Below are 24,824 nucleotides of genomic sequence, written 5' to 3'. Positions count from 1 at the left end.
GACTCAAAACATGTGGCTGCATTAAGTTTGGATGTTGATTTACAGGCAACAGCTAAAGCACACGGGCTCTTAGGAAAACAGTGCCGTAAAGTTACAAACTGACCTGCAATGAAGTGGAAAGATGTGCTGGCTTTTTATAAGACACCTTGTAAAAAACACCCATAATACATTTGACTTTGCGTTTTCTCATTCTAACAGGTGTTCTTACATATTTTTGCGTCATATTTACAAAAAGCAGATTAAAGAGAAATATTTAGACAATTCTTGACTCGAAAAGATGCAACAACAGAGTTTCGCGTGTCTTTATCATCAAAAACACTAAAATTGATTTTATTCTTTCTACAACCGGTTGTCGTCACCCTAGTGAGAAGGAGTATATCACAACACATACAACAGACGTGACCTATCCCCGTAGGTTTCGCTCTCGTTTACATGAATTAGCTGGCTAGACCAATGCCGCCTAGTCACTAAAACCATGTCATACGGTAGAAAGCAAAGGAGAGCATGCCTATTGCCGACAAAACACAGCTTTTTTGTTGACTTTTTCGATTTTTCTCATGTTATAAAAAAACAATGCAAAGTTCTAGAAAATAGACAAATAACACCATAGCAACATGATCAATAAACATAAAACCCACACAAAATGTGTGGGCTTTTTTCGTTCATGCAAATAAACAAATTAAATATATATTTTTTATTTAATAGGTGTTTCCCAATGGCGGGCACGAACAAATGAGCATTCTGTCTCCCGCGACATTATCAATACGCGATACAGGAGGCCAATATTTATTAGCTGGATCAAGAGAACTGTTGGGAAAAGCAGCTTCTTGTCGCGAATAGGGTCGCACCCAAGCATCATCTAAAGTATCTGCCACTGTATGAGGGGCATTCACCAATGGATTATTGTCTTTTGGCCAAACCCCATTCCCAACTTTTTTCGCTTCTTCAGCAATAGAGAGTAAAGCATCACAAAAACGATCAATCTCTGCTTTTGGTTCTGATTCCGTTGGCTCAATCATCAAAGTTCCCGGAACCGGAAACGACATCGTGGGCGCATGGAATCCATAATCAATGAGACGTTTTGCAATATCATCAACACTCACCCCATACTGCTCTTTCAACACGCGTGTATCCACAATACATTCGTGCGCAACACGTCCATGCTTGCCCCGATAAAGAATGGAATAAGCGGCTGAAAGACGTGCAGCAATATAATTGGCATTTAAAATGGCTATTTGTGTTGCATATTTTAAGCCATCAGCCCCCATCATTCGAATATACATCCATGTAATCGCAAGAATAGACGCACTTCCATAAGGAGCAGCCGAAACCGCATGCGTTGTCCCATCTTGTTCATGACCTGGTACGAATGGTTTGAGATGCGCAGCAACTCCAATTGGTCCCATACCAGGACCACCACCACCATGAGGAATAGCAAATGTTTTATGAAGATTCATATGACAAACATCAGCGCCAATATCCGCAGGACGAGCAAGCCCCACAAGGGCATTGAGATTAGCACCATCAAAATAAACTTGTCCGCCATTTTCATGAATAATAGAACAAATTTCCTTAATGCTTTCCTCGTAAACACCATGGGTTGAAGGATAAGTAATCATAAAAGCAGCCAATTTATCTTTATGCAATTGCGCTTTCATCTTGAGATCATCTACATCAACATCACCATCGCTTAAACATTTTACCACAACGACTTCCATCCCTGCCATATGGGCCGAAGCTGGATTGGTACCATGCGCAGATGCAGGAATAAGACAAACTGTACGTTGATGTTCTCCCCGTGATTGGTAATATCGTCGGATAGCCAAAAGCCCAGCATATTCCCCTTGAGCACCAGAATTTGGCTGAAAAGAAACTTGCGCAAATCCTGTAATTTCACACAACCACGCATTTAACTGGTTGATCATCTCCAAATAACCCGCTGCATCCTCTTGTGAAACAAAGGGGTGTATATTGGCCATGCTCGCCCAGCTTACAGGCATCAATTCAGCCGCGGCATTAAGCTTCATTGTACAAGAACCAAGAGGGATCATAGCACGGTCCAGCGCCAAATCCTTATCCGCTAAACGACGCAAAAAGCGCATCATATCTGTCTCTGAATGAACCGCATGAAAAAAAGGCTGAGAAAGAAAAGCAGCATCCCGTTTTTTTCCAAAGAGTCGTGGAGAAACCTGATCGCCTAATTGTGCCCCAAAAAGCTGCGCTAAAGCACCAGCATCTTCTTCTGTCGACAATTCATCAAAATTGATTGCAATAGTGTCATCATCGAGAACACGAATAAGGCGCCCACCTATTTTGGCTTGATGCGCAATTTCTTGCGCTTTTCCCTTAACAGAAATACTCACACAATCAAAAAAGCTTTTCCCTTCAACATGAACCCCTGCTGCTTCTAAACCAGCAACAAAACGACATGTTAAATGATGAATTCGCTGCGCAATTTCTTGTAAGCCTTTTGGCCCATGCCAAACAGCATAAGCGGTTGCCATATTAGCCAACAAAGCCTGCGCTGTACAAATATTTGACGTCGCTTTATCGCGCCGAATATGTTGTTCGCGTGTTTGCAAAGCTAAACGAAAACCAACACGCCCTCTCGTATCCACGGATTGACCAACAATACGCCCTGGAATAAGCCGCGTTAATGCATCACTCACAGCAAGGTAACCAGCATGTGGACCACCAAATCCCATCGGAACGCCATAACGCTGCATAGAGCCAACAACGATATCTGCCCCCCATTGAGCCGGTGGCTCCTGAAGGGTAAGCGCTAAAGGATCAGCCACAACGATAACGAAAGCTCCCTTTTCCTTTGCCTCTTTTATGATCTCACTGTAATCATGAAAAGAACCTTTTGTATCTGGCCAAGATAAAACAATTGCCGCTGTATCAGAATCAATTTCGCCATTTTGGCTAATCTGAATCCCTTGTGTTTCAGCACGCGTTTGCGCAACACTCAAAGTCTGAGGATGTAAAAGACTCTGAAGAGAAATTTTTGTTTTTTTCTCACGGAAAAAGCGAAAAGCAAGGGCATTGGCTTCAGCTAAAGCAGTTGCTTCATCAAGAAGGGAAGCAGCAGCAACAGGCAAACCTGTTAGTTCACTAACCAATGTCTGAAAATAAAATAAAAGCTCTAAACGACCCTGGCTAATTTCTGCTTGATAAGGCGTATAAGCAGTATACCAAGCAGGATTTTCAAACAGATTTCGTAAAATAACCGGAGGCACATAAGTTCCATGATATCCTTGCCCAATAAAACTTTTGTGCACATGGTTACGCTCCATCATCTTGGAGAGTTCTTCCAAGGCTTGTCCTTCACTAGCAGCCTCTGGAAGATTCAGTGAACGTCCCAAATGGATAGAGTGTGGAACAGCTTGAGAAATGAGTGTCTCAACACAATCAAGCTCTAAAACATCAAGCATTTTTTGTGTTTCATCAGGACGCAGCCCAATATGTCGAGAAGAAAAAGAACGCTCGATCATGGTACTCATCCAATCAAAGCCTTATAAGCATCTTTATCCAACAACCCCTCCAGTTGTGTCTCATCCTGCAATGTCATTTTCCATAACCAGCCTTCTGTTTCGGGTTTCTGATTCACCAATTCAGGATTATCAGCCAATGCTTCATTTATTTCGACCACTTCACCATCAAGAGGCGCATAAACATCTGAAGCCGCCTTCACTGATTCCACAACAGCCGCTGCCTCTCCTTTGGAGAGTTTTGTCCCACTTTGTGGTAAATCAACAAAAACCAAATCCCCTAATTGCTCTTGCGCATAATGCGTAACCCCAACAGTCACCACTTGTCCTTCAACGCTAAGCCATTCATGGTCTTGTGTAAAATAAGTTTTAGACATAAAAAATCATCCTTTAAAATAACGTTGTTCAACAAAGGGAAGTGAATGAACTGATAATACAATCTTTTTGCCTCGCAGTTCTGTAAAGACTTGTGTCCCTTCAACTTTAAAATCAACAGGAACATAACCCATCGCGACAGGACCATCAAAAGAAGGACCAAAACCACCTGATGTTACAACGCCAATCTCATTACCTTGGTCATCAAGAAGCACCGCACCAGCACGAATAGGTTGGCGCGTTTGCGGTTTTAATCCAACACGACAACGAGCAGGTCCTTTTTGCAGTGCTTCAAGAAAAGCTTTCGCACCATAAAATTGTGCTTTTTCTCGAACACTTTTAGGAACAGCCCATGTTAAAGCCGCATCAATAGGTGTCGTATTAGGAGTAATATCATTTCCATGCAAACACAGCCCCGCTTCCAACCGCAAGCTATCTCGTGCGGCCAGTCCAATCCACTCAACCCGAGAATCACTCAGCAATTTTTCAGCCAACATATGCGCATGCCCTATAGGCAAAGCAATTTCAAAACCATCCTCTCCCGTATAACCAGAACGCGTTATAAACCAATCCTGTTGTGGTTCGAATCCTTGCATAAAGAACAATTCATTCCCTGGTAAATCGGCATCAGCAAGAACAGCTGCCGCTTCAGGACCTTGAAGAGCAAGCAATACCCTTTCAAGGGCAATCACTTGACATTCAAAATCAACAGCGCGCTTTTCCAATTCTACAAAATCAGCCTGTGCATTCCCAGCATTGGCAACCAACATAAAACGGCCCTCTTCCAAACGGGTAATGATAAGATCATCAAGAATACCAGCCTGCTCATTAAGCAAATAATTATACCGTGAATGCCCAATCTTTAAAGCTGCGGCATCAATAGGAAAAGCATAGGACAAAAATTCCACAGCTTGTGCCCCTTCAACCGCAATCAATTTCATATGAGAAATATCAAAAAGTCCTGCATGCGCACGCGTATGAAGATGCTCTTTTAAAACGCCAAGAGGATAAGTTAAAGGCATGTTCCAACCCGCAAAAGCACCAAATTTTGCTCCTGCTTTTTCATGCAAATCATATAAAGGAAGTGTTTTTAAAAAAGATGTTTCTTGTGCTGTGCCCATAGTAACTCCAAAGCTGCGCTAACGCCCACAAAATATGGTCGTCTCTGCCCCCTCTGTCATCAACCTGAGAGACTCGCGAAAAGATCTTTCGCTTACACCTTCGGCGCGGGTTTTCCCGACTTTCCAGATCTGCCTTCTTCCTTTTACGGTCCTTAAAGCCTGAGAGATTATGGGCTATTTCCCCTTCGGCGGCAATGCGAAAATTTGCAATTTGCACTCTCCCGCAAAAGAATGAAAGAAACGATAACGCTCTTTCCAGCATATTTAAACCTATAGCCTATCTTTATCACACTGTCATTAGTAAAGTGATGAAAATGTTCTGATTTTAAAACTTGCATAAGCAGCTTCAAAAGATTTATAATAGTATCTTTTTGAACCTTAAAAAATTGCAAGGAACACATTTTAGGAAAATTAAGACAAAAATCAAAAGCCATAAAAAAAATACCTCTTGAAAATCATGCAAAACGTCACACACTAAAAAGATCGCAAAGCAATATTCTTTCTCGCGCAGTTCAACCTTAAAGATAGGGTTTCATATTCTTTTTGAGAATAAGGACTTCAAGTATTTTATAAGTATGATTTTAATGCACAAGAAGTGGGTTTTCTGCTTTCTCAATAATGTTATAAATTGCGACTATCTACAGACTAAAACTACCGAACAAAGGTGACAAAATACTCATGAAAGCTGGTAATATCTCTTACAATTGCGAAAATGATCTTCCTAAGCAAATTGCTCTTTTTCCTTTAGAAGGTGCACTCTTACTACCAGGTGGTTTTTTATCACTCAACATTTTTGAACCAGAATCACTTGAAATGATTGAAAATGTTATGGTAACTGATCGTCTATTGGGCATTATTCAACCACTTTCATCGGATACAGATCGCTTCTCTACACAACTTTATAAAACAGGCTGTATAGGGCGCATTACAAACTACAGTGAAACAGGAAATGGGCAACTGTTCATTATCTTACAAGGTGTTTGCCGCTTCACCTTAGAACAAGAATTGAAAAACACAAAATCCTATCGAACAGCTCTCATCCAATCAAACATAAAAGACTTGCAAGAATTTGATATTGAAGAAAGCATTAACCGAGAGAACTTACTCGACGTTGTTGAAAAATATCTAACCATCCATGAAATGGAATATAATTGGAGCAGCATCATAGAAGCCCCTACGCCTATATTGGTTAATGCTTTTTCAGCCCTTATCCCCTTTACACCAGCAGAAAAACAAGCTCTCCTTGAAGCTCCAGATATCGAAAGCCGTGCTCAAACTCTTCTTGCATTAACAGAACGCTCGCTCATGAAACAAACAGGAACAGATTACCGCTTAAACTAATGAATGTCCAAACATGAAAAAAATGACCACAGATCCCAAAATGCTCGAATTGCTCGTCTGCCCAATGACGAAAGGCACGCTCTCTTTCAACCGAAAAACACAAGAGCTCATTTCTCTCAAAGCCAAACTTGCCTACCCTATTCGTGATGGCGTTCCCATTATGCTTGCCTCAGAAGCGCGCCCTTTGCAAAACAATGAAGAAATAACGCATAAAAAATAAAAAACCCTCATGCAATTTCCCTCTACAAGCCCACTGTTATCAATCCTCTATCAATATGATATCTCAATATTTACGATTTCTGAAAAAAAGAGTTTTACAATATAGCAATACACTGATTTAAAAGATATTTGTATCGCTTTACATCTTGTAATAAAAGCCAAAAATATCATCAGATTCTCTCATTTTAAACGTGTTCTATATTGAATCAATCAAAATCTCTTGTTTGCACATTACAAGCAAAGTTGGCATGTGAGTAAAAATGTACAAAAAGGCATACCTCTTATTGAATCGTCTCACATACCAAAAGCTGTAACGACATTGTGTGCTGGAAAAATGTATAATGGTGCTCACTTGCTCTTTTATTAAACGTAAATATGTGAGTATCCAACGGCTTTCCACTCATATAACTCACTTAAACAAAAAGCTTTCCAAACAAGCCTAAAAATATTCCCACACACTAAAAAAACACTTAAATATATCGAGAAAGCTTAAAGATCTTATACCACCATACTCCAAATACTGATATTTTATCGCATAATAGAATTAAAGTAAAAAATAGACACGAAAAAAATATATATAACTTTCATAAGAATTTATCTATATAATGGATTACTTAAGTTTATTCTGTTGTGCCATAAATTCTATCATGTAAGATATGAGGGCATGAAGCACGCATACCTCCTTAAAACATTCAAATGTTTTTTAGATACCCAATATCTTTTAAAATATTTTTTAAGCTTGCTTGTTAAGCCTTTAGTTTAAGTGAAAAATGGGAAGCCGCTAGAATCTAGTTGTTTACAGACTGTAATAGGAAGCTTCGCTTTTAAAGGCATAGGGAGAAAATTAAATAATTCAACAATTAATAGATAAAGTATTAAAAGATTCCACGAACGCGATAGGTAATACCATCCTCAAAAAATTCAAAAGTGAGAAGGTAAACAATTGACAGAAGATAAGAAATTCACTTAATTAAAGTGTTTTCTAAAGAGATAATAGTTTAGCGTAAAATATTCAATTTTTTCAATTCTGAAAGATTAAAAAAGACGTATCATTTGAAATAAAACAATTTATTGTACTAACGATGATGATTGGTGTGCATAAAATTGAGTTGTTGAAAATCAAAAATATAATTTAATGATGTTCCTTGACCAACTCACTCTCTCCTGAGTATAGCACGGGGAATAAACTTGGAGAGACATGAGGAGTATATAGAAAATGAGTTTTAAAGTTGCAATTGTCGGCGCAACCGGAAATGTTGGTCGTGAAATGCTTACAATTTTAGAAGAACGAGGTTTTCCTGCCCATGAAATTGTCCCTCTAGCATCACGACGTTCATTAGGACAAGAAGTTTCTTATGGAGATAAAACTTTAAAAGTAAAAGCACTAGATACTTATGATTTTTCTGACACAGATTTTTGTCTTATGTCTGCAGGAGGGAGCATTTCCAAAGAATACGCCCCTAAAATCGCTGCTGCTGGCTGTGTCGTCATCGATAATTCCTCCACATGGCGCTATGATGCCAATGTTCCGTTGATCGTCCCTGAAGTTAATGGCGAAGCTATAAATGCCTTTTCTAAGCGTAATATTATAGCAAATCCTAATTGTTCAACAATTCAACTGGTCTTAGCTTTAAAACCTCTCCATGATGCTGCAATCATTAAACGTGTTGTTGTCTCTACATATCAATCGGTTTCTGGAGCTGGTAAAGCAGGGATGGACGAACTTTTCGAACAATCACGCGCAGTTTTTGTTGCTGACCCAATTACATCAAAAAAATTCACTAAACGCATTGCCTTTAATGTCATTCCTCATATCGATGTTTTTATGGAAGATGGTTACACAAAAGAAGAATGGAAAATGACGGTCGAGACGAAGAAAATTCTCGATCCAAAAATTAAATTAACGGCCACTGCTGTTCGGGTCCCTGTCTTTATCGGTCATGCCGAAGCTGTTCATGTTGAATTTGAAAAACCACTAAGCGCATCTGAAGCACAAGCGCTCCTACGCGATGCACCAGGCTGTCAGCTTATCGATAAACACGAAGATGGTGGTTATACCACACCTTATGAAGGTACCGGAGAAGATGATACCTTTATTAGTCGTGTTCGTGAAGATATCACCGTTGAAAATGGTTTAGCTTTCTGGGTTGTCGCCGATAATTTAAGAAAAGGAGCAGCATTGAATGCCGTTCAAATTGCTGAATTGCTCATTTCTCGTAATTTGATAAAGCCTAAGTCGGCAAATTAACGCCTTGTCCGAAAGGACAAAGAGCCCTAGCCGGTCTGTTAAAAGTCCGGCTTTTTAATATCTTCCATCTAACACCATCTTGAAAGGGTATTATTTCGAAGCGTTGGCAAATTCTACCCTGAATATTCTTAGCTCTCTCTCCCTTAAAAAAGGAAAATCTCTCTACACCGATATGAACACAATCGCATTTTTGAAGGAGTTTGCACCAATGACCACCTTGATCCCGCTTTACGGAACAGCAAGATCAACAGCATAAAGCATTTTCTGCTTCATGCTGCTGATCCTTTTTGTCATTCCGGTTGTGAAATTAACTTTACCCTTATCGAGCAGGATAGGTCACAACACGGTAACGTGTTTCATTCCGTTCAAAATTTTTGTAATTGACATTATCAGGAAAGGAGGGATTATAAGCACTCACGTGCTTTACAGAAACGCCTTGTGCTTTTGGCGATGGATTTAAAATTGTTCGTTCATCCCTTTTTTTGACACCTGTAGAATCGATAATCACATCTGTTCTGTATAGTTTTTGCATATTTTTCCGTGTTTTTTGAATCGCCGGAAGAGCTTTAAAGTCAGAAACAGCCTGTTTTACTTTTTCTTTTGGCGATTTTACCATGAAGTTTGATTTTACAGGCATCTTTTTAAAAGCAATGGTAGGAACATCGTTAACATTGACGTAACGTGCAGATGCCCAACCAACTTTTCCGTGATAACCAAGGGAACACCAAGCTTTATTGGATAGGCAGCCATAAATTTGCACTTTTGCTCCCATTGGAACCATTGCGATAACTTTATAAGCTGTCGCAGGACCTGTGCGTAAAGATAGCTGACCTGATGCAACACGAGCAACTGTTCCTGTAATGGTTCCAGCTTCCGCGTGAAAAGCAGTCACAGCCACCTCTGACGCTCCCAAAGCCCATAAAATCATTGTTGTTGATAAAAATTTCTTTCTTAACATTATTTTTCTTCCTCTCTAAAACATGTGAAGGGCAAAATTTCGCCTTTACAAAAATTTGCCGCGTTTAAATCCAATGATCATCACCTTTATTCCCCCCAAAAAGCCCCTATAACAGTGCAATAAAATCTCTCTTTATCGCCTACACGAACACGGACTTTTGATCTTGATTGCGCAGTATGTTCTTCATGAATTTACGGCTAAAGCATCATCTGATTGTCCGGTTCTTCAACCAATCGTCCCTTAAAGAAGTTTTTTAAGTGTCATTGGTTCCCTCAATAAATGATTGCAATAAAAGAATTAATTGCCTGAGTTTCTATGAACAAATGATGATCAGCCCCCAAAACAACTAAAATAGAAGGAAAAATAATACTCTTTTAAAAATAAAAGTGATTGAATATTCTCTAAAGCTTGTATAACTTTAAATCTGCCTAAAAAAATACAGAGCATATTGAAACTTTCCTCAAAAAATCTCCTAGACAAAGAAAGTTAAAAGTACATGACATTAAAAAATTTTTCTCGTAGTCGGATTATAGGATTATTCTTCTCTCTCTTTGCACTTTTTTTGTCTACTGCTTTTTCCATGGCCGCAGACAAAACAAAAATTAAACTTGGTATTATGGAAGGGCGGGATGCGATTATTTGGAAAACTGCTGCTGAACAGGCTAAAAAAGACGGTTTAGATATTGAACTCGTTTATTTTTCTGATTACGCTTTGCCTAATGACGCTGTTAACGCAGGAGAGATCGATGCGAATGCTTTTCAGCACGCCCCTTATCTTAATGAACAAATGAAACAACGTGGCTATAAACTTTCAATTGTCGGCTATACATTTATTGCTCCAATCGGTGTTTATTCACACAAAATAAAAGACTTAAAAGATCTTCGTGATGGTGCACATGTTGGTATTCCGAACGACCCATCTAATGGTGGAAGAGCCTTACTTCTTCTTAATTCTTTAGGTCTCATTAAGTTAAAAGATCCTCATAATATTCTTGCATCTCCACTTGATATTATCGAAAATCCTAAAAACCTGCAAATTCGTGAGCTCGATGCCGGTATGTTAGGGCGAGCTATTGACGATTTTGACCTTGCAATTATAAACACAAACTGGGCTATTGTTTCCGGATTAAACTTCGAAAAAGATGTAGTCGCATGGGAGAGCGCAAAAAATAATCCTTATGATAATATCATCGTTGTACGCACGAGCGAAAAAGATGAGCCATGGGTTAAAAAATTAGTTGCCGCTTACAACAACGATCTTATCCGTGCAAAAATCAAAGAGATTTTTGGCAATACCGCCCAAACATCTTGGTAATTGTGCCAAATATCTGAGTAACTGTGCCAAATATCCGAGTAATTGTGAATGGAAAAACCTACTCTTATCTCCTTAAAAAACATCAGCCGTTGTTTTAACAAAACGGCTGGTATTCCGGTAATTAATAATCTCTCTTTAAATATCCATGCTGGTGAAATCCTTGGCATTATTGGGCGCAGTGGAGCAGGAAAATCAACACTTATCCGCTGTTTAAATGGGTTAGAGAAGATTGATGCAGGGTCCATTTTTTTTGAAGGTGTTGATATTTCCAATCTATCAGAGATAGAATGGGCGCCTTACCGTCAACGAATTGGGATGATTTTTCAACATTTCAATCTTCTCTCATCGCAAAATATTCTTGATAACATTGCATTGCCGCTTAAATTAAGTGGTGTAAGTAAAAAACAACGCCACAAACGTGCCCTTGAACTGATTGAATTGGTTGGGTTATCTGGGAAAGAATATTGCTATCCGGCACAATTGTCCGGGGGGCAAAAACAACGCGTTGGCATTGCACGCGCTCTTGCTGCTAATCCTAAAATATTGTTATCAGATGAAGCCACCTCTGCTCTTGACCCTGAAACAACACAATCTATTCTAGAGCTCCTTGCTGATATTAATAAACACCTCAATCTCACGATTGTGCTCATCACCCATGAAATGGAAGTTGTGCGCACCATAGCGCATCGCGTTGTTGTTCTTAATCAGGGAAACATTGTAGAAGAAGGACGTGTGAAAGACATCTTTACATCACCGCAAGACGATACAACCATCGCCATGCTCAAGCTTGTCACCCCGCAACTTCCTGAAAAATTTGCGAAAAATCTCAAACCAATCGGACGAGAAGCTGTCATTGAAATTAATATTGCCGGTGAAATTGCCCAGCAGCCTTTTCTTCATCTTCTAGAAAATGAGAGTGGTTTAAAAGCACGTATTTTGCATGGTGGCATTGATACAGTTCAAGATGAAACCATCGGGAGACTCTTCTTGGCTCTTCCTGGAGAAGATAAAGAAGCTTTAGAAAAAGCTGTTCAATGGTTAACAAAAAAAGGACGATATTGTGAGGTCTTAGGCTATGTTTAATGTTCTGTCTCATGAACTTCCCCAAGCTGTTATTGATACAATATTGATGACACTTAGTGCTTCTGTTATGGCATTTATTATAGGGCTTCCCCTTGGTCTTCTTCTTCACACAACAGCACGCGGGGGGATTTTTTCCTCATCTCTCATCAATCGCCCTTTAAGTATGATCATTGACAGTATTCGTGCTATTCCCTTTATCATTCTTGCATTTTATCTTCTTCCCGTTACGCGTATCGTTGTAGGAAGAGGGATAGGAATGCCTGCTGTAATTTTTATACTAACCATTTCAGCTATCCCTTTTTATGCACGCATGGCAGAACTCTCTTTTAAAACCGTTGAAAACGGTCTTATTGAAGCGATCCGCTCTATGGGTGCAAGTCGTCTTCAAATTATCAGACATGTTCTTATTCCTGAAGCTCTCCCTAGCCTGATTACAGGTTTTACAGTCATGGTCATTTCTCTGATAGGAGCCACCTCACTTGCTGGATATCTTGGTGGAGGCGGTTTAGGGGATATGGCAATCCGCTATGGCTACCAACGCTATAATACCTTCATCATGACCATTGTTATCCTCCTTTTGATCATGCTCAATATTATAACCCAATGGACTTCTGATAAAATCGTACAAAAACTTGATAAAACAAAATGTTGAAAAAATCAGCATTTCACATGCCAGTACCATTATCTTCTTTTCCCCTTCCCAAATGCAACACTCCTTGGCTATCGAGCGCACATAAAAGCCAAGCACTTTTTCTTTTTTCTTAAACAGTTTTATCCCCATAAGCCCTGTTTTATAAAAGGCAAGCAAATAGTTTTAATGGATTCAATATAAAAGGACATGAAATAAGAAATCTTGCAATATTCGAGCTTCTCTCCCAATATAGCAATGATCAATTAATATGTTGACCACGACCTGCTCTCAGCATAGCAACAAACTGTCGAAATGATCTAAGAGGCATAGCAACCTGCTCTGGCTATCAACGCTATGATGGCTCCACCATATCTATCATCCTATAGATTATTCTCAATATTATTATTGAAGAAACTTCTAATAGAGTTGTATAAAATTTTATAAAATAAAGCACTCAACTAATCTAGATATTGGAAGGCAATCTAGATATTGGAAGGTTTTTCTTCCACAACAGCAACAATAAGCCATTGAGCTGTAAGAGCTGGTTTTTTTAACTTTTCAACTTCCACACTAACCCCATAATGGAAAACCACGCGACCAGAAGGGCGAATTTCTGCATCGTCTAACACAAAACGTGCACGTATCCGTACCCCTGTTTTTACAGGACTCATGAAGCGTACTTTATCGAAACCATAATTAATCCCCATTGTGGTCCCTTCCAACTCAGGAAGAGCCTCATAAGCAAGCGTAGATAAAAGCGATAATGTTAAAAAACCATGAGCAATCGTGCCACCAAAAGGTGTCTGTTTAGCCTTTTCCTCATCAACGTGTATCCATTGATGATCATCTGTAGCGCATGCAAACTGATTAATCATATCCTGTGTAACAAGACGCCATCCCGATAATCCCACTTCTTTCCCAATAAAACTGGTAACATCTTGTATTGCTATTTTTTGCTGCATAACGCTATTCCTATTTATTTGATAAAAACAACCACCCCTCTTGCTTTTATAAAATCCATTGATTAGAGCATCAAGAATAAAAGATTAATTGTCTTAAAAACAAATGCACCTTATGAATAAGAAAACTCTTTTAGCAGAATAGTTTTCAAATGGGAAAAAAGAATGGCAAGCAATGTGAACCTAACAGGTTTAGCGCATGATTTGAAACAACGTGCAGAAAAGCATCCCCCCATCCGTATTGGACTGATTGGTTGTGGTGAAATGGGTACAGATTTATTATCAAGTATTGCGCATATGGATGGTATAACAGTCGCCGCAGTCGCCACGAGGACACCGTCACGTATTTTTGATGCCGCTACACTCGCCTATGGCGAAGATGGACATGTCAGCGAAGTTGAAAATGCTCATGCTCTCACGCAAAGCATTGAAAAGGGTTTGATTGCAGCAACAGATGATATTAACCTTGTTTTGCGCCATGAACAAATTGATATTATCGTTGATGCAACAGGCTATCCCGAAGCAGGAGCAGAAATTGGTATCAAAGCGCTTGAGAATAACAAACATCTTGTCATGATGAATGTTGAAGCAGATGTTACAATTGGCGCTTATCTCAAACATGAAGCAGAAAAACGAGGGCTCATTTATACACTTGGTGCCGGCGATGAACCTACTTCTTGTATGGAACTCATAGAATTTGTTTCAGCCCTTGGACATAAGATTGTTGCAGCAGGTAAAGGAAAAAATAATCCTCTACTCTTTGATGCTACACCTGATGCTTACGAAGAAGAAGCATTCCGGCGTAATATGAATGTGCGCATGTTGGTCGAATTTATTGATGGTTCCAAAACGATGGTTGAAATGGCAGCAATTGCCAATGCCACCGGACTTCTCCCCGATTGTCCGGGAATGCATGGACCACAAGCGGCACTGCAAGATTTAAACAAAGTGCTTATTCCAAAACAAGATGGGGGCATTTTGCAGCAATATGGTGTTGTAGATTATTCAACAGGTCCAGGTGTTTCACCTGGTGTCTTTGTTATTGCCGAAATAGCACACCCACGTTTACGCGAGCGTATGGAAGATTTAAAAATTGGTCAGGGGCCTTACTTCACCTTTCATCGCCCCTATCATTTAACAGCAATGGAAGTTCCCCTCACCTGCGCACGTATTATGCTTTATGGCAAAAAAGATATGGTTCCTCTTAGCCATCCCGTAGTAGAAGTCTGTGCTGTTGCTAAAAAAGATTTACACCCAGGTGATCAGCTAGACTTTATCGGTCTTTATACTTATCGTGCTTGGATAATGAACATTGCAGAAGCACGCGCTCACCACGCCATTCCTTGTGGTCTTTTAGAAAAAGCAACAGTAACAGCTGCAATTAAAAAAAATGAACTCATTACAGTGCATAATACTGCTATTCGTGAAGATCAATGGATTGCACGTCTTCGTGCTAAACAAGACCTTTTACTTCATTGCCCTTCTTCGGCTAAGCTATAAACACTCCTGAATTACCTTACTTAACAGTATCCTTCCCTTACGCAACAGAACAATCCAAAATACACTTGTATCGCAAATACAGGTTTATGTTTTAAGCATTTTCCAACGACGCACATCACCACTTCCCTCTCACAATATGGCCCGTAAATGCGACAATATAAACCACCCCATGAGATGGCATAAGGTTCACTGTGTATCACGACCTTACTTTATAAAGATACAAAATCGGCACTATCATTTTATTTACCAATATTACGACAGCGCATAGCACTTGAGATGATTCATGAGAAAAGTTTTTACTCTTTTTTCTTTAATAATTTTGTCCATACACAAACACAACTTGTTATACGTAAAAAATACTTTTGATGGATTTAACATCAAAAAAATTGAAATAATAAATTATATTTATCATTTTACTTTTTGCATGAGAGCCATAAATACAGGGACATTTTTTATTTTATCCTCTTATGAAAGATAAAAAAATTAAAAAGGATAAAATATACCTTTGATGAATAATCTTCATATGAGAAAAGGTAGACAAATATTAAAAGGCTGATAAAGAAAGTGAGTATATTATCCTTGTTACTAGGATAATAACTATAAAGTGTAAAAAATCAGGTTACACTACTTTGTAAAAAAAACATAAATGTAGAACCTTCAACTTTAATAATGTTAATAAAAGCTACATTTATTATTAATAATAGTTATTTTATTATAAAATACAGTATAAATGATTTCAAGTATTTATTTTTTTCAACATAATGAATTCATCGGTTTTATCGATGATCTTTCTACTAAAGTATAACGAATATTCCCCAAAGAGATAAAACAGCACCTAATACATTCCCCAATACATAAAGAAGCAAGAAGTGATAAAATACCTCCCCCCCCAAAGGCTGAACCTGAAAAGGTAGCAGCTTTTTCAGTTTTCCCCAAAGCAATACCATCTTATTCCTCAACATCTTGAATAACTGCTATATCTAAAGTTTTAATAGATACATTTTTTTCTAATGTAGAAATAGTAATTGCCATTCTCTCTTGTAATTTATTATTTACAAAACTTGCATTTCCCTCTACAGTTTGTACAAAAAAGAGAATAAATAGTGTAAAAGTAAACGAACATACACGATTTTTAAACATATCTTTCTTTTCTCCTCTTTTTCTTCACTGAAAAAATGAAGAAATATTAAAATATATAAAACCAAAAACTTAAATTTAATATTTATAAAATTATATATAATACACTTTGTATTAAATGTAAATACACAAAAACAATAAATAATAAAATAATCTATTACTTTTACACTATAATAACTCAAGATACTAACAGTAATATTTTATCATTTTTATTTCTATGATTCAAAATAATAAGAATTTATCAAATTTCTCATTATAACAAATATTAAAAACAAATTTATTTGAAAAGTTATATAATATATATTTTATGCAATTAAATTTTAAATAACTATATCATTAAAAATTTTCGCTATAATAATAATACTTATACATTATTTCAATCAACACAAAAATGGAATATTGCTTAGTGAAGCTTTTATTATGTCACTCATCAATAAGCTTGAAAAATAAAATTGGTAGCAAATAAAAACCTCGATCTAAAATAAATCTATCCTAATAAAACAACATTAAAATAGTATACTACTTTTCTATAAAACAGGTATAAAGTATAAAAAGCAATTAAGATCTCTATTTTCAAATGGAAGAGACGTTAATAAAATGATTCTCAACTTTTACTGATATATAAAAAGAAAAAATACTGCTAGCATCTTAAAAAAGGTAATTCAGCCCCCTTTATCCCATACAGCATAAAGAACACAAAATATTGACTTTCAAACCTAATAAAACAAACGCATAAAATAAGTAAATCTATCAGATTTACAAAAAATTATAAGCAACACTAGAGCACCAAAACACTACCTAAAACCAGATAAAAAGAGAGTCATGAAAAATGAGATGATCCCCAAAATACTGAAAAAACTTTCTTTCTTAATTTTCATAAAAGTTATTCCATATTTTTCGTCAATATTGTAGATCACAACCATATTTATATTTTAAGTAATTATATTTACTCTATATTAGTAACAAATAATTCTCTTTGAAAGAAATTTCAGCAATATTCACATAACTATCTTCAATTTGTGCCAAATAACTAATAATAAATTGATCAAATTCTTGAAAGAAAAGTAATAGAGAAACTTACTAAAAATTGCATTTTTAAAATACCAACTTAAGTAAACACATTGAAAAAATAACACCATGAAAATTGATCTTGAATGATAAATTCATCAACCGATCACTTCAATCGCAAGATACTGATCTATAATAATAATTTATTGTTTTGCATGTTGAATGAGAAAGCTGACGATTATAAAACTCTCTTAATTTTAACTCTGTTTATATTGAATCAATCAAAATTCTTCACTTGCAAATCACAACCAAGATAGATGTGTGTATAAACAGACTTGAAGAAAGAAAATATCACCTATGAGGTATTTTAACTATCAAGCGCTGTTAACACAGTATTGAAAACTGGCAAAGTGAATGATGGTGTCCCTTTTTACTTTAAAAGTGTAAAGATGGTGGAATACAATAGATTTTATATTATAAGGCTTTATCGTTGTACCATTCATGAACAGCGTCGCAAAATAGGTTTGGATACCTTGAGAAATGTTTCTTTAAAACAAGAGTGTCAATGTGCAACACAATGGCGTTCTGTTTATCATGTATCCAACGGTGTTTCTTATTGAATCATCTTATAAACTCACCAAGTTCTTTGAGATTGCAGGTTCATCTTACGTGAATTCTTCTCTTTATATTCATTTTTTCTCATGAACAATCTGTTAATACTCTATCCAAAGTAAAATTAATCAACAAACATTTTTATTCTTTTGTAATATACAGATACTTGAATTAAGAATTTAGAATTCCTAATTACAACCAAATTCTGTACTATCGCAATAATAGAAATAATTTAGTTATTCTCGCTCCATAACAGAAAGAAGAATATGCAGCTTACAGAAAAAATGTGTTTTCAAGAAACGATAAAAAATTATTTTTCATTCCATGATGTGCAGTATTTAATCTGTCTGAATATTTACTGATTAAAAATGAGAATACGCATCAAAAAGACTTACCAAAGATAACTATCTTGAGAAAGGTTGCCCCATAATTACAGAAAAAATTGCGTTGGCTTTGCTCAATAAAAGCTTCTCTATTTTTAACAAAGCTCTCATTTTTATGCATCCATATGTTTTATGCATGCATATGGGATGTAAAAATACGACTATTTGCGTTTCTCTTATAGATAGATTAAATAGTGACAGCACCTTCGATCACTTTGTTTCTGTTGACTCTTCTTTTGGGCCGTAATTTATGGTATCTAACACACCTTTTCTCGCTCTTTTACCTTTGGGCGCACATGAATATCACGGAGAGCACCTTCCTTTCGAAACCGACTGGATTATAGCTGAAGCTTTTGCAAAAGCCCTCACTTTACAAACAAAAGAACAATTCCCTATCGCACTTTTACCGGTTGAAAAGATTGGCTATTCTATAGAACATATGGATGTTACAGGCACACAAACCCTTACCTTTTCTGATGCGATTAAGCGATGGATAAAGATTGGTGAAAACTGCTATCACAAAGGGATCAACCGTCTTCTTCTTCTTAATGCTCACGGAGGCAATTCACCTTTAATGAGCATCGTCATCACCGAATTACGAAGGCGCCTTTCCATGCTCGCTGTAGCAACAAGCTGGAGCCGTTTTGGTTTACCACAAGGTCTCATGGAACCGTCTCAACAACATCTTGATATCCATGGAGGTTTTATCGAAACCTCTCTCATGCTCTATTTAGCACCAGAAAAAGTCCATATGGAAAAGGCAAAAAATTTTCATAATAAACAAGCGGATATGATTGCCAATTATCGGTATTTACGCGCTTATGGTCCTCATGCCTTTGGTTGGACAATGAAAGATCTAAATACGCAAGGGGCGGCAGGAAACGCAAGCAAAGCAACACCACAAGCCGGTGAAGCAATCTTTTCTCATGTTCTGTCTCAGCTTCGTGATTTACTTGATGATATCAATCGATTTAACATAGACACATGGCAATAAAGAATAATAAAAGGTCTCTCCATGGAAACGACACCTCTCCCAAAACTTCCCGTTACGGTTCTCACAGGCTATCTTGGTGCTGGAAAAACCACCCTTCTCAACCGTATTCTCAGTGAAAATCATGGCAAACGTTATGCCGTCATTGTCAATGAATTTGGTGAAATCGGTATTGATAATGACCTTATCATTGAATCCGACGAAGAAATTTATGAAATGAATAATGGCTGTGTTTGCTGCACCGTGCGTGGGGATCTCATTCGCATTCTGGAAAGTCTGATGCAACGTTCTCATCGATTTGATGCGATCATTATAGAAACGACAGGGCTTGCTGATCCCGTTCCCGTAGCACAGACCTTTTTCATGGATGATACTGTCCATGCAAAAACAGCTCTCGACAGTGTCATAGCGGTCGTTGATGCAAAGCATTTTCCCTCTCAATTAAAAACAAGTCGTGAAGCTGAAGACCAAATTGCCTTCGCGGATATTATTCTTTTAAATAAGATTGATCTTGTCACCCAACAAGAACGCAGCCATGCTGAATCCCTTATTCTGGCCATTAATCCTCGCGCTATACTCTATACAACACAGCGCACCAATATCCCTCTTGAGACACTTCTCAATCGTGGTTTTTTTGATCTCCAACGGACTCTCGATCATGAACCTCATTTTCTCGATCACCAACATACACACCAACATGCCAACCATGTGTGCGGTCCCGATTGTCATCATGACCATCATCACGCATCCACCATTCATGATATTACCATCACTTCTGTAAGTTTAAAAACTGGTCCTCTGCACCCAGAAAAATTTTTCCCTTGGATCCAGCAAGTTACACAGCAACAAGGACCAGATATCTTACGTCTTAAAGGCATTATCGCCTTTCAAGGAGACGATGATCGTTACGTCATTCAAGGGATACATATGCTTCTTGAGGGACAACATCAACGCCCATGGCGTGAAGATGAAAAACGAGAAAGTCGCCTTGTTTTTATAGGACGCTCTCTTGATGCTGAAAAATTAAAAACTGGTTTTGAAAATTGCGCATAAGTGAGTGATAATGCCAAACATTACCCATTATGATCTCCAAAGTTACTGCCTTTCTTGCGGTTTTATAGGCAATAAACCAGCCTTTGTTTCCGTAGAAGGTTTCATTGTTTTTTTAAATCCAGCCCCACAAATCGTTGAAGTTCACCAAGGAATAATTTCAAGCCATTTTTCCCATGACAATACCGCGATCATCACCGGTGGAGAAGATGGAAAAGTCTGTCAAACAACCGCAGCAGATCACACGGAAGTGTTAAGCCAAAAAGAACGCAAATGGATAAACAACGTTGCTTTTGGACCACAAAAAGCAGTTGCCTTTTCCTCTTCACGCCTCGTATTTGCAAATATTGGAAAAGAACGACAAGAGCTCACACATGAACGCAGTGTAGAAGGCCTGGCTTTTGCTCCAAAAGGTTTACGACTTGCCGTTGCCCATTACAATGGTGTGACTCTTCATTGGTTATCAACGCAAATATCTCCCACCACATTGGTATGGAAAGGAGCTCATTGTGGCGTCACCTTTTCACCAGACAACCGCTATGTCATTTCTACGATGCAAGAAAACGCTTTACACGGTTGGCGTCTCACTGATAATCAACATTTACGGATGAGTGGCTACCCAAGCAAAGTCAAAAGCTGGTCTTGGAGCGCAAAAGGAAAATGGCTAGCAACATCAGGTGCCTCTGCCGCAATTGTTTGGCCCTTTCATACAAAAGACGGCCCCATGGGAAAAACACCTCTAGAACTAGGCACACGAGCCAATGCACTTGTTAGCACCGTTTCATGCCACCCAAACAAAGAAATTGTAGCAATAGGCTTCAATGATGGAATGATTTTAGCGGCACATTTTCATGATGGAAAAGAAGTCCTTCTAAAAGGTTATGGGAAAAGCGCTATCTCAGCACTTAACTGGGATCAAGCAGGGCAAAACCTCTCCTTCGGTAGCGAAAATGGTGAATGTGGTATAATCAATATCACTGATTAAGCCAAGCACCAACAAGCACAACCATCGCCGATAAAAATGCCCACACAATCCTCCAGAAATCTTATCTCTTTGCATCTCTAGAGCTCTCAGAAATCCTATCTCCCTAATCCCCCCAAAAGTCTCCTAAAATCTTCGCAATCATTAAATCTTCCCTCTTCCTTCCCTCCCCCCCTTTAGACAAGAAAATACCTTAAACATGTTTTTTGATCTTTTAACTTTGCTCCCCCATACAAGAATAAAAACATCACCCTCAAGACCGAAAACCCCATCTCCCTATAAACACCTGTATAGGCTATATACTTCTATAAAAGCATTTTTCTTAAAAATTCGGCAAAAAATAGCTGATATCATCATTGAAACAACAATTTATTCTTACGATCAGAAGAAGGGTGTTCAACACTATTTTCCTAAATAAAAAATTTTTTGATTTCCCCTTCTAAAGAGCAAAGTTTCCTACGAGCAGCCTTCTACACTTCAGTTTCTTGCCTAGAAAATTCCATCTAATAATCATTTCATGGAGCTTCTATCACCGCCTTCTGTTCCAGTATCTCCTTCATCTACAGATTCTGTTTCCCCTCCTTCTGCTCCTGTTGAACCAAAGCCTTCTGGGTCTTCTGACCCTTTGGATTCCTCGTCTAATCTCCAAATTAGAGCTGTTGTTCCACAGGTTCCAACTTATCTTCTTTTGCCAAATGCCTTATTTCATGCTGGTTTAGTGGATATGAACGCGCAAAATAAGACATTAGAGACAATGCGGAATGCTTTTCATTCCTCCTGGAAGGATGATGAAAAGACAGCCTTTTTTCTGCATGCTTATGGTGGTAGCCATCATTATGCTTCCAACTTATCTGCTTTTGAATATGGCTATGGTGCTGAGCTCGATTATAATGCATTCGAAGCAGGTGTTTTGTTAAACGAGATTGAGAGTTTATATGGTCGTACATTCTTTGGAGTTTTGGGGAACTATGGAAATCTTTCTCTATTCCCTCAGGATGTTGAACAAAGCAAAAAGAGCGCATTTAATAAATGGTCTGTTTCTGCCTATGGAAATTTGCAGCATGAAACGGGTTTTTATATAGATGGGGTATTATCGTATGGACTTTTTAAGAGAGATGTTTTGACTCTTGCACGGGGTAAGGTTGTGGCATTAAAGGGTAAACAGTTTAGTGGTTCTTTAATGAGTGGCAGAACGTTTGAAACAGGGTATAAAGGTGTTGTTTTTGATCCGCAGATCAGATTGTTTATCAGCATCTTCAGTTTAATCAGGCGCGTGATATTGATAATCTTGATGTTGATTTAGGAAAATTTCATCAATGATTTAGAATACTTACTCATCATTCTACATATTAAATAAAAAACTGAATATTATAAATTTCTTTCATTCAAACCTGTTTTTATTTAATCAATTAACCCCTTGTTCATCACAAACGAAGCTGGCATGTAAAGAAAGACTTTTGAAAAAAAGTGTATTGCTTCTTATGAACATTCTCGAGTGCTAAAATCTGCGCAAATATTGAATGCTGAAAAAAGAATGATGATATCTGCGCATGACCGCAATGAAAATAATATCCTGTATCTTATCAAAATTTCTCTGCAACCTATCATTTACAAAACAACAACCGTAACAATACGATAAAGCATAATTTACTTTTATTATAATTTGGCCTCAAACTCCCTCTGTTTGTTCTAAAAACAAGTATTTATCCAAAATTCTTAAGTAAACATCCTAAAAAAGGAAACAAATAATATGCGTATTAAATGATATAAACGTGAATAGAGTTCTAAAACAAAATTCAAAACAATGCATAAAACTCATAAAGACTAAACTTATGATTTATAAAAGTTAATAAAGAAATGGACAAAACCAACCATCAATATCGTCTCTTTTGAAAGATTATGCCACAAGCATTTAACATTCAAGCTTCTCACATTCACAATGAAATCTGCCTCCATATCTTAATATCAAAATTTTAGAAAAATTCTTCATCGCATAGAAGAAAGCATCTATTGTAATCTTTTATATCAAAAAAATAACCATATTGATGAAGTAAAATAAATTTCAATACATTAAAAGGCAGAAAAATCTTCTGCCTTTCATATAAAAATGCACATTATATCTCTTCAAAAAAGATGGCGCAATCCAGCAGAGAAACTGGCTCCAGAAAAACCAGCTTTCTTAAATTTATGCTGATAAGTTACATCTCCATGAAGAAAAAGTTTTGAAGAAAGACGAGCATTAAACCCAAGACCTGCTTCCAAAAAAGAACCAAAAAAACCTAATTGGAAATCGTTTTTAAAAGAAACAAATTGCTTATCTTCAAAACTATGCAAATAAGAAAGCTTACTATAAAAAGAAACGACACGTCCCTCTTCAGAAACATTAAGTGTCTTTTTTAAACGCCCACCAACACGCCCCACCCATTGATGAAATTTTCCTAAATCAACATCAAGATTATCAATATCACGCGCCTGATTAAACTGAAGATGCTGATAAACAATCTGAATCTGCGGATCAAAAACAACACCTTTATACCCTGTTGTAAACGTTCTGCCACTCGTTAAAGAACCGCTAAACTGTTTACCCTTTAATGCCACAACCTTGCCCCGTGCAAGGGTCAAAACATCTCCCTTAAAAAGTCCATACGATACCACCCCATCTATATAAAAACCCGTATCATGCTTCAGACTTCCATAGGCAGAAACAGACCATTTATCAAATGCACTCTTTTTGCTTTGTTCAACATCCTGAGGGGTTAGAGAAAGGTTTCCATAAGACCCCATAACTCCAAAGAATGTACGACCATATAAACTCTCAATCTCGTTTAACAAAACACCTGCTTCGAATGCATTATAATCGAGCTCAGCACCATAGCCATATTCAAAAGCAGATAAGTTGGAAGCATAATGATGGCTACCACCATAAGCATGCAGAAAAAAGGCTGTCTTTTCATCATCCTTCCAGGAGGAATGAAAAGCATTCCGCATTGTCTCTAATGTCTTATTTTGCGCGTTCATATCCACTAAACCAGCATGAAATAAGGCATTTGGCAAAAGAAGATAAGTTGGAACCTGTGGAACAACAGCTCTAATTTGGAGATTAGACGAGGAATCCAAAGGGTCAGAAGACCCAGAAGGCTTTGGTTCAACAGGGGCAGAAGGAGGAGGAACAGAATCTGGAGATGAAGTGTCCTCCGGAACAGAGGGCTCAGATGGACGAACCTCATCAGTAGAATCTTCAACTGGAACAAACGGTGCAGGCATAGGTTGCACAAAAGAATGGTCCTCTGGAACAGTTGGTACAGAAGGACGTACAGGTTCAACAGGGGTAGAAGGAGTGGGGACAGAATCTGGAGATGAAGTGTCCTCCGGAACAGAGGGCTCAGATGGACGAACCTCATCAGTAGAATCTTCAACTGG

Annotated in this window: 18 protein-coding genes, 1 pseudogene and 1 riboswitch; of the genes and pseudogenes, 12 read left to right on the top strand and 7 right to left on the bottom strand. The window is 37.8% G+C overall.

The genetic code is table 11. The features are described 5' to 3' along the window. Positions 1-698 precede the first annotated feature (698 nt). From gcvP to gcvT, 3 genes are read right to left on the bottom strand one after another with little or no spacing between them, the layout of a single operon-like run. Entirely contained in the window at positions 699-3,494 is a 2,796-nt protein-coding gene (gene gcvP, locus ACFILW_RS06245) for an aminomethyl-transferring glycine dehydrogenase (protein WP_375685364.1), read from the bottom strand. 5 nt (positions 3,495-3,499) lie between these two features. Beyond that, positions 3,500-3,868: a glycine cleavage system protein GcvH gene (gene gcvH, locus ACFILW_RS06240; protein WP_375616693.1), complete on the bottom strand. Its 369-nt coding sequence runs from the start codon at positions 3,866-3,868 to the stop codon at positions 3,500-3,502. A 6-nt stretch (positions 3,869-3,874) separates the two neighbouring features. Then, entirely contained in the window at positions 3,875-4,987 is a 1,113-nt protein-coding gene (gcvT, locus tag ACFILW_RS06235; protein WP_375623896.1) for a glycine cleavage system aminomethyltransferase GcvT, read from the bottom strand. 136 nt (positions 4,988-5,123) lie between these two features. Continuing rightward, positions 5,124-5,221: riboswitch (glycine riboswitch) on the bottom strand. Positions 5,222-5,665: 444 nt separating this feature from the next. Here gcvT and ACFILW_RS06230 point away from each other — a divergent pair. The 3 genes from ACFILW_RS06230 to ACFILW_RS06220 all read left to right on the top strand — a co-directional run bounded on the left by ACFILW_RS06230 (position 5,666) and on the right by ACFILW_RS06220 (position 8,795). After that, on the top strand, positions 5,666-6,328 hold the full coding sequence (locus tag ACFILW_RS06230; RefSeq protein ID WP_375610818.1) for an LON peptidase substrate-binding domain-containing protein: 663 nt from the start codon (positions 5,666-5,668) through the stop codon (positions 6,326-6,328). A gap of 13 nt (positions 6,329-6,341) precedes the next feature. After that, entirely contained in the window at positions 6,342-6,548 is a 207-nt protein-coding gene (locus ACFILW_RS06225) for a Trm112 family protein (RefSeq protein WP_273791466.1), read from the top strand. A gap of 1,215 nt (positions 6,549-7,763) precedes the next feature. Then, positions 7,764-8,795 (top strand): aspartate-semialdehyde dehydrogenase, encoded by a 1,032-nt coding sequence (locus ACFILW_RS06220; RefSeq protein ID WP_375623893.1) that lies wholly within the window; start codon positions 7,764-7,766, stop codon positions 8,793-8,795. Positions 8,796-9,114: 319 nt separating this feature from the next. Here the strand turns inward: ACFILW_RS06220 and ACFILW_RS06215 are convergent, their stop codons facing one another. Further along, the gene (locus tag ACFILW_RS06215) at positions 9,115-9,753 is read right to left on the bottom strand and encodes an SH3 domain-containing protein (protein WP_375685361.1); all 639 of its coding nucleotides are present in this window, start codon (positions 9,751-9,753) and stop codon (positions 9,115-9,117) included. A gap of 496 nt (positions 9,754-10,249) precedes the next feature. Here ACFILW_RS06215 and ACFILW_RS06210 point away from each other — a divergent pair, with 496 nt between their 5' ends. From ACFILW_RS06210 to ACFILW_RS06200, 3 genes are read left to right on the top strand one after another with little or no spacing between them, the layout of a single operon-like run. After that, positions 10,250-11,068, top strand: a complete 819-nt coding sequence (locus ACFILW_RS06210) for a MetQ/NlpA family ABC transporter substrate-binding protein (protein ID WP_375623889.1) — start codon at positions 10,250-10,252, stop codon at positions 11,066-11,068. A gap of 48 nt (positions 11,069-11,116) precedes the next feature. Continuing rightward, positions 11,117-12,151, top strand: a complete 1,035-nt coding sequence (locus tag ACFILW_RS06205) for a methionine ABC transporter ATP-binding protein (RefSeq protein ID WP_273791471.1) — start codon at positions 11,117-11,119, stop codon at positions 12,149-12,151. Further along, positions 12,144-12,803: a methionine ABC transporter permease gene (locus ACFILW_RS06200; RefSeq protein WP_375685360.1), complete on the top strand. Its 660-nt coding sequence runs from the start codon at positions 12,144-12,146 to the stop codon at positions 12,801-12,803. The genes ACFILW_RS06205 and ACFILW_RS06200 overlap by 8 nt, the downstream gene beginning before the upstream one ends. Positions 12,804-13,264: 461 nt before the next feature. Here ACFILW_RS06200 and ACFILW_RS06195 read toward each other — a convergent pair whose 3' ends face one another. Next, positions 13,265-13,744 (bottom strand): MaoC family dehydratase, encoded by a 480-nt coding sequence (locus tag ACFILW_RS06195; protein ID WP_375623884.1) that lies wholly within the window; start codon positions 13,742-13,744, stop codon positions 13,265-13,267. A 162-nt stretch (positions 13,745-13,906) separates the two neighbouring features. Here ACFILW_RS06195 and ACFILW_RS06190 point away from each other — a divergent pair, with 162 nt between their 5' ends. Continuing rightward, positions 13,907-15,241, top strand: coding sequence for an NAD(P)H-dependent oxidoreductase (locus ACFILW_RS06190; protein WP_375623882.1), 1,335 nt, complete (start codon positions 13,907-13,909; stop codon positions 15,239-15,241). Between the two features lie 948 nt (positions 15,242-16,189). On the opposite strand, the gene ACFILW_RS06185 is transcribed toward ACFILW_RS06190, so the two are convergent. Then, complete coding sequence (locus ACFILW_RS06185) at positions 16,190-16,381, bottom strand: hypothetical protein (protein WP_375623880.1); 192 nt, start codon at positions 16,379-16,381, stop codon at positions 16,190-16,192. Positions 16,382-17,835: 1,454 nt separating this feature from the next. Between ACFILW_RS06185 and ACFILW_RS06180 the strand changes: the two genes are divergently transcribed. The 5 genes and pseudogenes from ACFILW_RS06180 to ACFILW_RS06160 form a co-directional block, all read left to right on the top strand. Further along, positions 17,836-18,006, top strand: a complete 171-nt coding sequence (locus ACFILW_RS06180) for a hypothetical protein (protein ID WP_375685359.1) — start codon at positions 17,836-17,838, stop codon at positions 18,004-18,006. Positions 18,007-18,631: 625 nt separating this feature from the next. After that, positions 18,632-19,375, top strand: a complete 744-nt coding sequence (locus ACFILW_RS06175) for a creatininase family protein (RefSeq protein WP_375623878.1) — start codon at positions 18,632-18,634, stop codon at positions 19,373-19,375. A gap of 21 nt (positions 19,376-19,396) precedes the next feature. Continuing rightward, positions 19,397-20,425 (top strand): CobW family GTP-binding protein, encoded by a 1,029-nt coding sequence (locus tag ACFILW_RS06170; RefSeq protein WP_375685358.1) that lies wholly within the window; start codon positions 19,397-19,399, stop codon positions 20,423-20,425. Between the two features lie 10 nt (positions 20,426-20,435). Continuing rightward, the gene (locus ACFILW_RS06165; RefSeq protein WP_375685357.1) at positions 20,436-21,407 is read left to right on the top strand and encodes a WD40 repeat domain-containing protein; all 972 of its coding nucleotides are present in this window, start codon (positions 20,436-20,438) and stop codon (positions 21,405-21,407) included. A gap of 523 nt (positions 21,408-21,930) precedes the next feature. Next, a pseudogene (locus ACFILW_RS06160) lies at positions 21,931-22,721 on the top strand (autotransporter outer membrane beta-barrel domain-containing protein); the annotation flags it as partial. An 807-nt stretch (positions 22,722-23,528) separates the two neighbouring features. Here the strand turns inward: ACFILW_RS06160 and ACFILW_RS06155 are convergent. Continuing rightward, positions 23,529-24,824, bottom strand: a 1,296-nt coding sequence (locus ACFILW_RS06155) for an autotransporter outer membrane beta-barrel domain-containing protein (RefSeq protein ID WP_375685356.1), incomplete at its 5' end; no start/stop codon positions are given.

Origin of the sequence: Bartonella sp. TT110JLCBS (assembly GCF_042193405.1) — a bacterium.
Lineage (GTDB): Bacteria > Pseudomonadota > Alphaproteobacteria > Rhizobiales > Rhizobiaceae > Bartonella.
Note: the sequence above shows the minus strand (reverse complement) of the source record. Positions and strands in the feature narration are given on the sequence as shown.